At 66.8% G+C, this 14,667-nt stretch carries 15 protein-coding genes and 1 tRNA gene; 9 read left to right on the top strand and 7 right to left on the bottom strand.

The window, feature by feature from the left end:
• Positions 1-83 precede the first annotated feature (83 nt).
• From P2PM1_RS06185 to P2PM1_RS06175, 3 genes are all read left to right on the top strand, one after another.
• A complete protein-coding gene (locus tag P2PM1_RS06185) occupies positions 84-515 on the top strand; it encodes a VOC family protein (protein ID WP_186398521.1) in 432 nt (143 codons plus the stop codon).
• A gap of 118 nt (positions 516-633) precedes the next feature.
• Positions 634-1,044, top strand: a complete 411-nt coding sequence (locus tag P2PM1_RS06180; RefSeq protein ID WP_186398520.1) for a ketosteroid isomerase-related protein — start codon at positions 634-636, stop codon at positions 1,042-1,044.
• Positions 1,045-1,076: 32 nt separating this feature from the next.
• Positions 1,077-2,174, top strand: a complete 1,098-nt coding sequence (locus P2PM1_RS06175) for an FAD-binding oxidoreductase (RefSeq protein ID WP_186398519.1) — start codon at positions 1,077-1,079, stop codon at positions 2,172-2,174.
• Positions 2,175-2,272: 98 nt separating this feature from the next.
• Here the strand turns inward: P2PM1_RS06175 and speE are convergent, their stop codons facing one another.
• Positions 2,273-3,145 carry a polyamine aminopropyltransferase gene (gene speE, locus P2PM1_RS06170; RefSeq protein WP_186398518.1) on the bottom strand — a complete coding sequence of 291 codons (873 nt, stop codon included), beginning with the start codon at positions 3,143-3,145 and terminating at the stop codon, positions 2,273-2,275.
• Complete coding sequence (speD, locus tag P2PM1_RS06165; protein ID WP_186387284.1) at positions 3,142-3,681, bottom strand: adenosylmethionine decarboxylase; 540 nt, start codon at positions 3,679-3,681, stop codon at positions 3,142-3,144. The genes speE and speD overlap by 4 nt, the downstream gene beginning before the upstream one ends.
• Positions 3,682-3,824: 143 nt before the next feature.
• On the opposite strand from speD, the gene P2PM1_RS06160 reads away from it, so the two are divergent.
• A complete protein-coding gene (locus P2PM1_RS06160) occupies positions 3,825-4,409 on the top strand; it encodes a GNAT family N-acetyltransferase (protein ID WP_371636439.1) in 585 nt (194 codons plus the stop codon).
• A gap of 96 nt (positions 4,410-4,505) precedes the next feature.
• Here P2PM1_RS06160 and P2PM1_RS06155 read toward each other — a convergent pair whose 3' ends face one another.
• From P2PM1_RS06155 to P2PM1_RS06135, 5 genes are all read right to left on the bottom strand, one after another.
• Complete coding sequence (locus P2PM1_RS06155; RefSeq protein WP_186397067.1) at positions 4,506-5,246, bottom strand: SIMPL domain-containing protein; 741 nt, start codon at positions 5,244-5,246, stop codon at positions 4,506-4,508.
• 213 nt (positions 5,247-5,459) lie between these two features.
• On the bottom strand, positions 5,460-6,707 hold the full coding sequence (locus P2PM1_RS06150) for a TRAP transporter large permease (protein ID WP_186397066.1): 1,248 nt from the start codon (positions 6,705-6,707) through the stop codon (positions 5,460-5,462).
• Positions 6,704-7,249 (bottom strand): TRAP transporter small permease, encoded by a 546-nt coding sequence (locus P2PM1_RS06145; protein WP_186398516.1) that lies wholly within the window; start codon positions 7,247-7,249, stop codon positions 6,704-6,706. Before P2PM1_RS06145 ends, P2PM1_RS06150 begins: the two co-directional genes overlap by 4 nt.
• A gap of 1 nt (position 7,250) precedes the next feature.
• The gene (locus P2PM1_RS06140) at positions 7,251-8,234 is read right to left on the bottom strand and encodes a TRAP transporter substrate-binding protein (protein ID WP_186398515.1); all 984 of its coding nucleotides are present in this window, start codon (positions 8,232-8,234) and stop codon (positions 7,251-7,253) included.
• 303 nt (positions 8,235-8,537) lie between these two features.
• Positions 8,538-9,668 carry an AI-2E family transporter gene (locus P2PM1_RS06135; protein WP_186387290.1) on the bottom strand — a complete coding sequence of 377 codons (1,131 nt, stop codon included), beginning with the start codon at positions 9,666-9,668 and terminating at the stop codon, positions 8,538-8,540.
• A gap of 201 nt (positions 9,669-9,869) precedes the next feature.
• Here P2PM1_RS06135 and P2PM1_RS06130 point away from each other — a divergent pair.
• The 5 genes from P2PM1_RS06130 to P2PM1_RS06110 all read left to right on the top strand — a co-directional run bounded on the left by P2PM1_RS06130 (position 9,870) and on the right by P2PM1_RS06110 (position 14,435).
• A tRNA-Ile gene (locus P2PM1_RS06130) sits at positions 9,870-9,945 on the top strand.
• A gap of 269 nt (positions 9,946-10,214) precedes the next feature.
• The gene (locus P2PM1_RS06125) at positions 10,215-12,938 is read left to right on the top strand and encodes a hypothetical protein (protein ID WP_186398514.1); all 2,724 of its coding nucleotides are present in this window, start codon (positions 10,215-10,217) and stop codon (positions 12,936-12,938) included.
• A 2-nt stretch (positions 12,939-12,940) separates the two neighbouring features.
• Positions 12,941-13,663 (top strand): PASTA domain-containing protein, encoded by a 723-nt coding sequence (locus P2PM1_RS06120; protein WP_186398513.1) that lies wholly within the window; start codon positions 12,941-12,943, stop codon positions 13,661-13,663.
• Between the two features lie 69 nt (positions 13,664-13,732).
• Positions 13,733-14,128: a hypothetical protein gene (locus P2PM1_RS06115; protein WP_186387293.1), complete on the top strand. Its 396-nt coding sequence runs from the start codon at positions 13,733-13,735 to the stop codon at positions 14,126-14,128.
• A gap of 100 nt (positions 14,129-14,228) precedes the next feature.
• Positions 14,229-14,435 carry a hypothetical protein gene (locus tag P2PM1_RS06110; RefSeq protein WP_186387294.1) on the top strand — a complete coding sequence of 69 codons (207 nt, stop codon included), beginning with the start codon at positions 14,229-14,231 and terminating at the stop codon, positions 14,433-14,435.
• The last annotated feature ends 232 nt before the right edge of the window (positions 14,436-14,667 follow it).

Genomic DNA, 14,667 nt, shown 5'->3' with positions numbered 1-14,667 from the left:
GGCAAGGGTTTGCTGCCGGGACCGAACGAGGGGCGAGACGGCCGGGCCGCAGGGGCGGCGGGCGAGAAACGGAAGGACAGGCCATGAAGGTGACGAGCTATTACCCGGTGCTGATGACGGACGAGGTGGAGGCGACCGCGCGGTTCTACGAGACGCATTTCGGCTTTCGCCGCGCCTTCAGCGCCGACTGGTATGTGCATCTGCAGTCGGAAAGCGATCCGTCGGTGAACCTTGCCGTGCTCGACGGCAGCCATGAGACGATCCCGGCGGCAGCGCGCGGGCAGACGGCCGCCGGCCTGCTGCTCAACTTCGAGGTGGAGGATGTCGATGCCGAATATGCGCGGGCGACGGCGGCGGGCCTGCCGATCCTGCTCGACATTCGCGACGAGGAGTTCGGCCAGCGGCATTTCATCACGCGCGATCCCAATGGCGTGCTGATCGACATGATCAAGCCGATCCCGCCGAGCGCGGCGTTCCTGGCGCAATATGCGGAGGATGCCGTTCCGGGTGCGTGAGCACGGGGTGGACAGTGTGGACAAGGGGGGCGGGCGCGGCTTGCCAAGGCCGGGACGGGGAGGCCAGAATGCGGGCCACCCGTTCTTCCCGTCTCCCCCGAAAACACCGGAACCAGACATGCCGCAAGCTGCGACCCTCAAGCTGCTCCAGGACTATTACGCCGCCTTCAATGCCGGCGACACGGCGGCGATGCTGGAGCTCGTCACCGACGACATCGCCCATGACGTGAACCAGGGCGAACGGCGGCAGGGCAAGGCGCTGTTCGCCGCGTTCAACGACCACATGACGCGCTGCTACAAGGAAGAGCTGTCGCAGATCGTGCTCTTCGCCAGCGAGGACGGCCGCCGCGCGGCGGCGGAGTTCATCGTCTCGGGCACTTACCTCGTCACCGACGAGGGCCTGCCGGAGGCGGCGGGCCAGACCTATCGCCTGCCGGCCGGCACGTTCTTCGACATCCGCGAGGGGCGGATCGCCCGGATCACCACCTATTACAATCTGCAGGAGTGGATCGCCCAGGTCGGCGCCTGATCCCCGTTCACGCCGGCAAGGAGGCCGTTGCCATGAAGGTCATCGTCGTCGGCGCCGGCATTGCCGGGCTCTCCACCGCCTGGTCGCTCGCCAAGCGCGGCGTCGAGGTGGTGCTGGTCGAGCAGGGGCCGATCCCCAATCCGCTGTCGGCCTCGGGCGACCATCACCGCATCATCCGCCGCGCCTATGGGGCGCAGGGCGGCTATCAGCGGCGGATCGACGAGGCCTATGCGGCCTGGGACGAGATGTGGGCCGACCTCGGCGACAAGCACCTGGCCGATACCGGCTTCCTGCTGGTGTCGCAGACCGGGCGCGACGCGGCGGTCGACTATCGCGACAGCCTCATTGCCGGCGGCTATCCGGTGGAGGACCTGACACGGGACGAGGCGGTGCGCCGTCACCCGTTCCTCGATCCCGGCGGCGTGCATTCGGCCGCCTTCAGCCCGGAAGGCGGCGTGCTGCTGTGCCGGCATATCGGCCGCGATCTGCTGGCCTTCCTGCAGGGTGCTGGTGTGACGATCCGCGCGCAGACGCAGGTGGCGGCGGTGGACGCGGCGGCAGGAAAGGTGCGGCTTGCCGGCGGCGAGGAGCTTGCCGGCGACCATGTGGTGGTGACGGCCGGGGCCTGGGTGCTGCAGCTTTTCCCGCAGCTTGCCGACCGGCTGACCTCCTATCGCACGGCGGTCGCCTATCTCGCGCCGCCGGCGGATCTGGTCGCCGCGTGGGAGGCCGCGCCGGTGATCCTCGATGTCGGCGGCACGGTCGACGGCTATGTGCTGCCGCCGGTGCGCGGCACGGGGCTGAAGGTGGGCGCGGGCATCCACAAGGTGCGCTCGGGCGCCGACGAGCGGCGCGGTGCGGAGCCGGGCGAAGGCGAGCGGCTGCGCGATCATTTCGCCCCGCCGTTTTCGCGCATCACCGAGTACCGGGTGAGCGAGGTCGTCACCTGCGCCTACACCTTCACCGCGGACGAGCATTTCCTCGTTGCCGGGGAAGACCGGCTGACCATCGTTTCGGCCTGCTCGGGCCATGGCTACAAGTTCGGCGCCGCCGTCGGCCGCCGGGTGGCCGAGGGGGTCTTGTCCGGCGACCGGGCCGGTTTGCGCGACTGGCTGGAGGCGCGGGACTGAGGCTGCGCGCTGCCCCCAGCGACAGGCGCCGCAAAAAAGCCGCCGTCCCGGGGAGGGGGGCGGCGGCCTTGTTGTTTTCGGGCAAGCAGGCACAGGCGTCAGGCGCCGGTCCTGCCTTCCTCGACCGCATCGCGGATGAAGCGCGGCAGCGCGAAGGCGGCTGCATGGACTTCCGGCGTGTAGTAGCGGGTGTCGAGCCTGGCGGCCTCGAACCGCTGTTCCAGCACGTCGAGCGGCTGCCGGCGCAGGGCCGGATCGTCGCTGGCCCAACCGAGCGCCATGTGGCCGCCGAAATAGGTCGGGATCGCCGCGACATAGGCATAGGCGTCGCGATAGATCTTCGAGAAGTGGCCGATGGAGGCGACCAGCTCGCCCTTCTGCAGGAAGGGGACGCCGTTCTGGGTGACCAGCACGCCGCCCGGCTTCAGGCAGTGATGGACGCCGCGATAGAACTCGGGCGTGAACAGCACGGCGCCGGGGCCCATCGGGTCGGTGGAATCCACCATCACCACGTCGAAGCGGCGGTCGGTCTCGGCGACGAAGCGCGCCCCGTCGGCGATGACCAGATCGAAGCGGTCGTCCTGGAAGACGGCGGCGTTGAAATCGGCGAAATGCTCCTTGGAGAATTCGACGACGGCATCGTCGATCTCGACCTGGGTCAGCCGCTCGACGCTCCTGTGCTTCAAGGCTTCCTCGGCCATGCCGCAGTCGCCGCCGCCAACGATCAGCACCTCGCGCGCCGCGCCATGGGCGAGGATCGGCACATGCGCCATCATCTCGTGATAGATGAACTCGTCGGCGGTGGTGACCTGCGTGACGCCGTCGAGCATCAGGACCTTGCCGAACACCGGATTGGTGAACAGCACGAGATCCTGATGCTCGGAACGATCCTGGTAGAGGATGTCGTCGCAGGAATACTGCACCTGGACGCCCGGATAAAGCGTCTCGCGGAAGACCAGCCCGTCGCTCATGCGACCTTCTTTCCGCGCAGCAGCTCGCTCACTTCCGAACGCCCCGGACGGAAGGCGCGCTCCAGCACCTCGACGCATTTTTCCGGCCGGGCGTCGCCGCACATGAACACGTCGAAGGCGGCATAGCCGGCCTCGGGCCAGGTGTGGACCGAGATATGGCTCTCCGCCAGCACCGCGACGCCGCTGACGCCGGTCGGCTCGAACGGGTGCAGGTGGATGTGCAGCAGCGTTGCCCCGGCCTCCTCGACGCAGGTCTTCAACGTCTCCTCGATAAAGGGAAGATCGTCGAGACGCGAGGCGTCGTAGAGGTCGATGATCAGATGCGAGCCGGCACAGCGGACGCCCTCGCGCTCGATGAAGTGATCGAGCCGGTCGTCCTGCGTGTTGGCCGCAGGCGCGGTAATTCTGTTGTCTTCCGTATGGGTGGTGCTTCTCGGCACGTCGAAGGCAGTTGCGTCCGCAAACGATGCGTCGGCGCCCTCAATGTGACGTGCCTCCAAGTCCATCCCCAATTGGAAGAGGCCGTCGTCAGACATGGCGGTCTCCCCAACCAGCAGATGAAACCCGGGTTCAGTCCCGAACGGGCATGCTATAGGGTGCTTCGTGCTGCGATGCAATGGACGTTTTTCCGCAAGTCCCCCGAAACCGGCGAGAGCGCATGACGGCAGAGCTTTTTACTTTGACGGCTAAGCAAATCGAGGGCGTGCTCGAACCGCTGGCGGAGCTGCGGGTCAAGGTGTTCCGGGACTGGCCGTATCTCTATGAGGGCTCGCTGGGCTACGAGCGCAGCTATCTGCGCCGCTACGCCGAAAGCGAGGGCGCCGTCGTGGTCGCGGCCTTAGCCGGCAAACAACTTGTCGGGGCGGCGACCGGCCAGCCGCTGGCCGGCGAGGTGGCGGAGTTCCGCGATCCCTTCGAGGATGCAGGCTTCGATCCCGCGACGATCTTCTATTTCGCCGAATCCGTGCTGGACGCGCAGTGGCGCGGGCAGGGGCTGGGCCACGGCTTCTTCGATGCGCGCGAGGCGCATGCGCGCGCCCTCGGCTTCGACCGCGCGGCATTCTGCGCGGTGATCCGCCCCATGGACCATCCGGCGCGGCCGAAGGACTACCGCCCGCTCGACCCGTTCTGGCGCAAGCGCGGCTATCTGCCGGTCGAGGGGCTGACGGTCGGCTTCGACTGGCCGGATGTCGGCGAGACGGCCTCCAGCCGCAAGCGGATGCAGGTGTGGATGCGCGACGGCCTGCTGTCCGGTGCAGGGTGAGCGGCGAAAAGTGACTAGCGAAAAGTGGGCGGCGAAACCAGGACCGGCGCGGAGTGACCCGCGCCGGACGGTGTTGGGGCAGGGAAAGGGCGGCCGTTACGGCTGGACCAGTTCCCAGGTGACGTTGACGCGCACCTCGAGCGAGCTCTCGCCGGCCTCCATCGGCGCCGGGGCGGCGTCCATCTTGGCTTCGCTGCGCGCCATCATCATCATCGGGCGCGGGCCGCCGAAGTCCTGCTCGTTGACCGAGAGCACCCGGCCGAGCCTGACGCCGGCCGCCTCGGCATAGATCTCGGCCTTGCGGATCGCATCGGCCATCGCCTCCTTGCGGGCGCTGTCCTTCAGCTTGCCTTCCTCGCTGACGATGAAACTGACGCCGCCGATCTGGTTGGCGCCGTCGCGCACCATCACGTCGATCAGCCCGCCGAGCTTGGCAAGGTCGCGCACGCGCACGCCGACATTGTTGCTGACGCGGTAGCCGACGACCTCGCTGCGATAGTCCTCATAGCTCGCGCTCTTGATCTGCCGGTAGCGCGGCTGGACCGAGAAGCCGGAGGTCTGGATGTCGCGATCCTCGATGCCGGCCTCCTTGATGCGGGCGATGACGGTTGTCATCGCCTTGGTGTTGGCGGCCAGCGCCTCAGCGGCGGTGTCGGCATCGCTGACGACGCCGCTGGTGATCACCGCCATGTCGGGCGCGGCGCTGACCACGCCGGTGCCGACCATGTCGATGGTGGCGATGCGCGGGGTCTCCGCGGCCCGCACGGGCAGGGTGGCGGCGGCAAGGGCGAGCGCGCCGACGAAAGCAAGGCGGGCAGCGGTCGGGAGCGGGGTCATGAAATCTCTCCTTGAAAAGCGGTACAGGTCCGCCGCAGCCCTCGGGCGCGAAAGCGGAACGGCGCGACCTTGGCGAGCAATTGCGGCGGACGGAAGGCGCTTCTCCGGTGGCTTTCGGGCCCTTTCGGGTCATTGCGAATGCGGCGCGCCGGCAAAGCCGAAAGGCGGTGCGCCGGGCTTGCGCCGACGGGTGCGGGCACGGCCCGCACCCGCTCAAAAGACGAAAGGCACGAAGGCGATCAGCAGGTAGACCAGGAGCAGGGTCGCCAGATACGGCAGCACTGCCCTGGCGATCCGCTCGATCGGCAGCCCGGCTATGCTCGAGGCGACGAAGAGGTTGATGGCGACCGGCGGCGTCACCATGCCGATGGCAAGGCCGACCACGATGATGATGCCGAAATGCACCGTGTCGAGGCCGAGCTGGGCCGCGAGCGGCAGCAGCATCGGGGTCAGGATGATCAGCGCCGAGGCGGTCTCCAGGAAGACGCCCGCGACCAGGATCACCGCCATGACCAGCAGCAGCAGGACGTAAGGGTTGGAGGACAGCGACAGGGCGGCGCTGGCAATCTGGCCCGGCACCTGCCAGCTCGACAGGGTCCAACTGAGAACCGACGAGGCGGCGATCACGAACATGATCACCGCAGTGGTGACGCCGGCGCGGATCACGATGTCGTAGAGCCGCTTGAGCGTCATGTCGCGATGGATGACGAAGGAAATCAGGATCGCATAGTTCACCGCGATGACGGCGGCCTCCGACGGGGTGAAGATGCCGGAGAAGATGCCGCCGAGGATGATCAGCGGCGCCATCAGGCCCCAGCTCGCGGCGACGAAGCTGCGCCAGATGGTCCGCAGGTTCAGCGCCGTGCCGCGGGGATAGGCGCGGCGGTGGCCCTGGATGAGCGCGACGATGATCAGCCCCACGCCCATGGCGACGCCGGGAATGAAGCCGTTGAGGAAGAGCTTGGCGACCGATTCCTGCGCGATCACCGCGTAGATGATCATCGGCACGGAGGGCGGGATGACAACGCCGATGGTGCCGGAGGCGGCGATCAGCGAGGCGGCCGAGGCCGGATCGTAGCCCTTGCGCTTCAGCTCGGGAACGAGGCTCGCGCCGACGGCGGCGGTGGTCGCCGCGCCCGAGCCGGAAATCGCGGCGAAGAACATGCCGGCAAAGACGGAGACGATGGACAGCCCGCCCTTGATGAAGCCGAAAAGGCTGTCGGCAAACGCCACGAGACGCTTGGAAATCTCGCCCTGCGCCATGACATCGCCGGCCAGGATGAACATCGGCACGGCGACGAGGGCGAAGGAGTTGATGCCGGAGAACATCTGCTGCGGCACTGCCATCAGCGAGGTGTTGGCCATGTGAAGGGCCGTCATGGTGGCCGCGCCGATCACGATGGCGACCGGCAGACCCATGAGCAGGAACAGGACGAACAGCCCGAAGAGAACGAGGCTCATGCCAGGTGATCCTTCGCTGGCACCTGGGGTTCGATCTCCGCCTCGATCTCAGAATGCGGCTCTCGCACGCCTCGTCCGGCCAGGAGCCGGATCAGGTCGATCGACGACAGGAGGGCGATCAACGCGGCGGTGATCGGCATGACGACATAGACGTAGTTCATCGGCAGGCGCAGCGAAGGCGACTTCTGGAAGCTCTGCAGCATCGTATAGCGCCAGCCGACCCAGGCCAGTGCGACCAGAAAGGCGATCGTGACGAGGAGCGCTGCCCCCGTCACGATCCGTTTGAACGCGGGTGGCAGATTGTCGCGCATGAGCGTCACCGCGATATGCCGCCCCTGCTGGTAGGCCAGCGTGGCGCCGAGGAAGGTGATCCAGATCAGCAGGAAGCGGGCGACTTCCTCTGTCCAGCTCACGGATGTGAAGAACACCCGCGAGACGATCTGGAGCGTGATGACCGCGATCAGCGCGGCCATCCCCACGAACACAACGGGCTTGAGCACCTCGCCCAGAAGGCGGTCAATCCACGCCAACCGCGCCAGCATCCTATTTCAGCGCCTCCTGGATGCGCGGCAGGTAGTCGCCGAACTTCTCGCCGTACTTCTCGTAGACCGGCTGAACGGCGGCGGAGAAGGCGGACAGGTCGGCGTTCTCGATCACGGTCATGCCGGCATCCTTGAGCGCCTGAAGCTGCTCGCCTTCAAGGCGGGCATTGAGCGCGCGCTCGTATTCGGCCGCTTCCTGGGCAGCCTGACGGACGATCTCCTGCGTCTCGCCGGACAGCTCGCTCCATTTCGGCATGCCCATGACGAAGAGCGCCGGGGCATAGGTGTGGCGGGTCATGGTCATGTTGGTCTGGGTCTCGTTCAGCTTGAACGAGTAGACCACGCCGACCGGGTTTTCCTGGCCGTCGATCGTGCCCTGCTGCATGGCCGTCAGAGCCTCGGTCCAGGCCATCGGGATGGCGTCGGCGCCGAGCTGGCGGAAGCTGTCGATATAGACCGGGTTCTCCATCACGCGCACGCGCAGGCCGCTGAGATCGGCCGGGCTGTTCACCGGGCGCTTGGAGTTGGTGAGGTTGCGGAAGCCGCGCTCGGCATAGGCGAGGCCCTTGAGATTGACCTCCGACAGGCGGTCGAGGAGCTCCTGGCCGATCTCGCCGTCAAGCACCTTGTAGGCGGCCTCGGGCGAGGGGAAGAGGAAGGGCAGCTCGAACACGGCCATCTCTTCGAGGAAGTTGGACACCGGGCCGTTGGTGATCACGCCCATGTCGACGGTGCCGATCTGCATGCCCTCGAGCAGGGTGCGCTCGTCGCCCAGCGTGGCATTGGGGAAGATCTCGACGGTGATCTTGCCGTCGGACCGCTCGGCAACCAGCTCCTTGAACTTCGTCGCGGCGGCGTGGAAGCCGTCCTGTTCGTTAACCACATGCGCAAGACGCAGGGTCACCGTATCGATCTCTGCGAGAGCCGGAAGCGCGCTCACGCCAATCGTCATGACGGCGACTGCCGCTGCCCTGAAGATATTCATAACGTTTCCTCCTGGATATTTAAGGAGAGCGCGAAAGACTTTAAGTCGATCGGCGCCCGCAAGCGTGTGATTGTTCTGTGAATGATGGAGCCGACATTCCCGAATTAGTCTACCGAATGGCGTCAGGGTTATGTCGTTTCATAAGCTGACCAAACGTTTCGCGTCAAGGATGGCGATGCGGTGGCTTATAACGTCGAGTTGTAGCGCCTTGCGCGGGCGGCGCCGGCACAGGCACCGGCGCGACAGAGTACACGACAGAGGAAGCGCGCGGGGAGGCGCGCGGGGGGAGGCGAAAGCCGCAAGTTACCGGGGGAGCGTGGGCGGTGCCGCTTCGGGCGGCATCGCTTCGGGGAGCGTGGGGGGCGCCGGTGGCTCGAGCGGGCGCGCCACCATCGGCTCGCCGACTTCGCCGTCGGCGGAGAGCAGCACGGCGACCGGCCGGGAGGCCGGGAACTGGGCGCAGATGATCAGCACCATCACCGTCAGCGGCACGCAGACCAGCATGCCGGTGACGCCCCACACCGCCCCCCAGAACGACAGGGACAGCATGATCACCAGGCCCGACAGGTTGAGGCTGTTGCCCATCAAACGCGGCTCCAGCAGGTTGCCGATCAGGAACTGGATGGTGCCGAGGCCGAGGCTGATCACCAGGAAGGGGGTCAGCGTGTCGAAATGCACCAAGGCCAGCAGGCTGGGGAAGATCACGGAGATCAGCGAGCCGATGGTCGGGATGAAGTTGAGCGCGAAGGCGATGAAGCCGAACAGCGCCGCGTAGGGAAGATCGAGCAGCGTCAGCAGGCCGGCCGTCAGACTGCCGGTCAGCACGCTGACGGCGGTCTTGATGCCGAGATAGTGGCGCAGCGCCCCGGTGATCCGCTCGCGCATCAGGAAGGCGATCTCCGCCCGCTCGCGCGAGGAGAACAGCCGCGCCATCTTGCGGTCGAAGGTCGAGCGCTCGAGCAGCAGGAACAGCACGTAGATGAAGACCAGCGAAGCGGAGCCGGCGATCTGGGTGATGGCGTTGGCGCCGGCGCTGATCGCCCGGTTGAGGGCATTGTCGGGAACGAGGTCGCGCAGTTGCACCGGATCGGCGAGCCCGCCCCAGGTGGAGGCGGTCTGCAGCACTTGGTCGAGCCGGGCCTGGTAGACGGGCGCGTCGCGGGCGAGTTCCCGCAGGTTGGCGGCGACGATGTCGACGGCCATCCCTGAGACGGTGAAGATCACCGCCAGCGCGGCGGGCAGGGCGATGAAGCCGGGCAGGCGCAGCGGGCCGAGCGGAATGGCGCGGATCGCCTCGGCCAGCGCGACGATCAGATACCAGACCAGGAGGGCGATGACGAAGGGGATGAGCAGCGAGCGGCCGAGAACCAGCAGCCAGCCGAACAGGAAGACCGAAATCAGGGTCGAGGCGACCAGGAGCGGAAATTGCGGCATGAGGCTCCCTGTGGCTAGGCTCCCTGTTGCGAGGCTCCCCGTTGCGAGGGTCCTGCTGCTCGCATGCGGTCCCCACACCGGGTTGCGCAGCTTCCTGCTTGTCGCCCGGCACGCCCCGCCTTGCAAGCCCCCGAAGAGGTGCTATAGGAAGGATCGCGCCGCGCGCAGGCGGACCTTTCGTCCCTTGTCAGCCGGCGGTATGGGCCTGTAGCTCAATGGTTAGAGCCGTCCGCTCATAACGGATTGGTTGCAGGTTCGAGTCCTGCCGGGCCCACCACTTCTTCGCTCACGCAGACCTCGCTTCGCTCGATTGCTCCGCGGGGGCGGGCGAAAGCCCGGGCCGCGGTCGCGGCCTTGTTCCGGCTCGCGGGAGCTCCGCTCGCCTCCACCGTCTTTTCCCTTTTTCCTGATTTAAGTGATACTGGTAATATTGCCAGGTCTACACGGGGGCTCTCTCGGTGTATCCTCCCGGTATTGTTCAGTAATTGTTGCCGTCTGCCCAAAGGGCAGCCCGGTTCCGGTTCTCTCGACCTGGAGAGTTTCCGCATGAAGCGCGCCCTGCATCTGGTTCTTGCCGTTTCCCTGACTGTCGCGCCGATGAATGGCGCATCGGCGAACTCTGTGACGGCGGTGGAGGCGGTCAAGATCTCCACCCGGCTCGGTGCGTCGGTCGCCAAGGCGTTCCTCGCCCACGAGACGCTGCAGATCCCGCCGTCCGGCCTTGCTCCCGAAGCGCGCAGCGAGGCGGTCGAGACGGCGCTCGCGCGCTATCAACTTGCCAGGAACCTTTACAGCGGCGCCTCGACCGGCACCCAGATGGTCAAGGCCGTCGCCGCTGCGGGCTTTGCCGTGGGAACGATCTATACCGGCGGCGCCCTGCCGATCGTGCTGCTCGGTGTCGGCTCGGCGGCGAGCCTGGAGATGACCGATCTGTGGATCGAGACCCGCGGCAAGGAAAACACCGGGCTGTTGCTGGCGGCGCTGTCGAAGGACCTCATGGCCGAGACCGGCGCCGCCTCGGTGGAGGAGCTGCTGGCCGAGCCGGACCGCATCGTCCGCGTCCTGCGCGAGAAGGACGCGTTCCTCAAGGACATCAAGGCGCGGGCAAAGGCCTCCGGCGACGACAGGCTGCTCGATGTGGCGACGGAGGCGCTCGAAGCCTTCGCGGCGAATGTGGAGGCGAGCGAATTCGAGTTGCTGGTGGAGACGGCCGGCACCGTCGCCGACCTCGACAAGCGGTTCACCAACTTCGTGGTGCAGGCAACGGACAGCCTGCAGCGGATCGATGGCCGGCTGGCCGAACAGCAGGAGCTCATCGCGGCGATCCAGGTCGACGTGACGACGCTGCGCGAACAGGTTGCGGTGCTGGACCGGAAGATCGACACGCTCGGCGCGAACCAGGATCTGATCGTGGATTTCATGTTCTCCGGGCTCGGCTCCGCGGAGAAAGCGGCGGCGCTGCGTAGCGGCATGCTCGACCGCCGCATCGTCTGTCCGCAGGACAGGCCGGACTGCGATCGGGACGCGGTCAAGGCGGCGATGATCGAGCGCTACGAGACGGACGCGCGGATCCGAGAGAATGTCGAGCTCGCCGGCTCCATCCTGAAGGGCATCAACGACGTCTCGACCATCGCCGCCAATCTCAACATCCCCATCGGCAAGGACGGCCAGAAGGCGCTGGAGGTCGCGGGGGCGGCCGTCAACGCCTATATCGGCATCATGGCGGGCGACTATCTGGGGGCGGTTGCATCGATCACCGGCCTCTTTCGCAAGAAGTCGGATCCGGATGCCGAACGCTTCAAGATCATGATGGCGTATCTGCGTGAGCAGTTCGAAGCGGTCAACCGTCAGCTTCAGGCAATCCAGCAGAACCAAAAAGCGATCTTCGATGCGGTGGTCGGCCTCTCCCAGCAGCTCGAAACGGTCTATGTGCAACTCGACGGCCGGCTCGAGCGCATGGAAATCCAGATGGTCGAGATTTCCGACAATCTGAAGCAACTCATCTGGGCGCCGTGGCAGTCCTGCTTCTCGGTCTATGCCTATGCGTTGCAGAACGGTCATGTGGACGCGCGAACGCTTTCCTTCCCCGATTTTACCGCCCTTCGCCACGTGGCGGACGCGCGGGCACCGCAGGCACGGGATTGCATGAACACGGTGACGGTGGCGCTCGACAGCCTCAACTCGATGTCGGGCTTCGCCAATTTTCTCGATCTGTCGATCTCGCTCAATCCGGCCAGCATCGCCGGGCATGGCAATCTGACGGCGGCCCTTCGGGATGAAGCCAACAAGTGGGGCCATCTGGAAACGCTCTTCCGCAACACGATCGCCAATCCCGCCACGCGCATCGCCGAGGATTGGGCCGCGCGCAACGGCCTGTCGGACGAGGCGTTGTTCTTTCTGCTCGCCTCGGACCTCTACAGCGTCGCCGACCTGCAGCGCGTTCGCGCGCGTATCGCCGAGGGCGGCCTGCCTTCGGGCTGCTCGAGCACCGTCGCGGATTTCGCGGTGGTGCGCGGGCTCATCTGTTTTCCGGGCGAGAACCCGGCGGCACTGGCCAGGCGTCATTCCCGGTCGGTGCTGTCGGTCGACGTCATGCTGGACGTGGTCGACTGGATGGCGGTGGTCGCGCAACTCGGCAATATCTACGACAAGGATCCAGGCGCGTTCGCCGCGACCCTGACCGCGCTGAGCCGGATGCCGGCCTACAACGCGGGACAGGAGATCGTGGCGCGAATGATCGATGCGTCGACGCTGGCTCTGGCCTCGCAATACCGCCTCTACGGCCAGGTGACCGCCCTCGGCGCCGCGGAGGACATCGCCGCGGGGCGGGCGGGTCGCGACCACCTGCTGCTGCTCGCCAACAACTCGTACCTCGCCGACAACACCGCGACGATCCTGCTGCATCTGAAGCGCGACAGTTGGGACCTCGAACAGGGCATTGTCGGACCGAGCTTCGAGGCGCGCTATACGCAGGCCCTTGTCCATGCGCGAGAGGACGTGCCGACCCGCTTCGAGCCGCTGCACGCTCTGTTCGGCCGGAAGCACGCTTTCGCTCTCGACGGCGCCGGCCTGCCCTCGCTGCTCATCGAGATCGACGACGAGAAGGTTCACCTGCGCCTGCCCGCTCCCACGCATCTGGTCGAGGGCCGCATCGTCTACCCGCCGGTGACCTACGCGCTGCGGGCGAGGAAGGACGGTCTCATCGACCGTCGCCTCGACTACGAGTTCGGGGCAGAGCCCGAGCTTGCCCTCAGTATCCTGGAGAACTGACGATGATCGGGCGCCTGCTGTTTTGTCTCGTTCTCGGCACGGCGATGCCGGTGTTCGCCGGCCCCGCGCCCGACCTTCTGGGCAAGACGCTGTCGGAGATCGGCGAGGACTTCGCGCAAGCCGACTTCTCGCTGCTGGTTCAGCAGGTCGAAGCGGCTGAACCGAAAGGGCGGGTGTTCCTGCAGGTGCCGTCTCCGGGGGCGGACATGGGGGAGGGCGCCATGGTCTATGTGCGGGTGTCGCAGGGGGTGATGGTTCCCGCCGGGCTTGCCGGGCGCAGCGCGGAGACGGTGGCAGCCGAGCTGGAGGCGCGCGGATTTGCGGTGGAGCGCACATCCACCCTGGTGCTGGGTATTCCCGACGGGATCGTCGCCGCGGTGATCCCGGAGGAAGGCACGTTCCTTGATGCGACGCAGAACGTGGTGTTTCTGCAAGTGTCCAACGACAGGGGGATCGAGATCCCCAATCTCGTCGGGTTGCGGATCGGCCAGGCCCGCGACATGCTGGCAGCTCTCGGGCTTCGCGGCGAACTTGTCACCAAGCTCGACTTGAGTTCGATCGGCAGCATCTGCGACGGGTTCACCGACTTCACCGCCGAGATCACCGCCTCCGATCCGCCGCATGGCCAGTATCTGTTGCACGGGTCCACGGTCCGGCTGGAGGGGAAGAAGGTCGTTTCCTGGTCCATGGCCCCTGAACCTTGTCCCGGCGGAATTCCCAGGTAACGGACGGAGCGCGCCCGAGAACCTGCTATTCCCGTCGTGTTTCGCGGGGCGATGGTGTAGCGTTGTGCGATGACGACACACGGACCGGACGCCGCATGCCCGCTCCGCCCGGCGCGATGGCTGATCGCGATCCTGGCGGTGCTGTTCGCATGGGCGGCGGTCCTGCCGCACGGGGCCCGTGCCGCGCCGTCGCAGCCGGTGGCGCCGATCGTCGTCGACGAGACCGGATCCGCGTTTCTGTCCCTCTCCGCCGTCCTGCCGGACGGGGCGCCCGACCAGCGCCGGCAGGTGCTGGCGATGCCGACGCCGCTCGGCGGCGATCTGGATGCGGCCATCGTCGCCCGCCCGCCGGCGGCGGCCGCACCGCAGGGATGGGAGCCGCGCCGGACCGCTGCCGTCCGTCCCGCGCTGCCAAACCGCCCGGCCGGGGCACACCACCCCCGAGCGCCTCCCGTCTCCCGCTGAAACCCTCTCACGGCTGCCAATTGCAGCCATCGACGGAATTTCGAGAGATTTCGGGGCCGTGCCGCACAAGGCGAGCGCGCGCCGCAGCGGAGACATCACCATGCAGTTTCTTGCCGGACTGGCCATGTTCACGGCCGCAATCGCTTCCATCATCTTCACCAAGCCGCGCGAGGAGGGACTGTTCGCCGTCCTCGTCGCCAAGCCCGCAGTCGCCTCGATCGTGGCGCTGGGCATCACCGTGATGCTGCTGTTCGGGCTGATCCTGCTGATCGCCGGCGGGGCCAACCTGCTCTCGTCGGCCGCCTGACACCCGGTACGACAGGCCGCCGCCTGCGGTGCGCGGGCGGCGGCTTGCGCCCCCAGCAAGCGCCCTGCAACAAGACCCCCTAAGCAAGAGCGCTGCAGAAAGAGCGCTGCAGAAAGAGCCTGGCAAACGCACCCGGTCGCCCCGTCCGCCCCCGTCCGCCAGTTGCCTCCGGGAAAGCACGCACTTTTCCGCCCGGCCTGCAGATCTCAAAATCGCCGGGCCGCACGTCCGG

The organism is Stappia sp. P2PMeth1, assembly GCF_900185735.1.
Lineage (GTDB): Bacteria > Pseudomonadota > Alphaproteobacteria > Rhizobiales > Stappiaceae > Stappia.
This window is presented reverse-complemented; position numbering and strand designations above follow the sequence as displayed.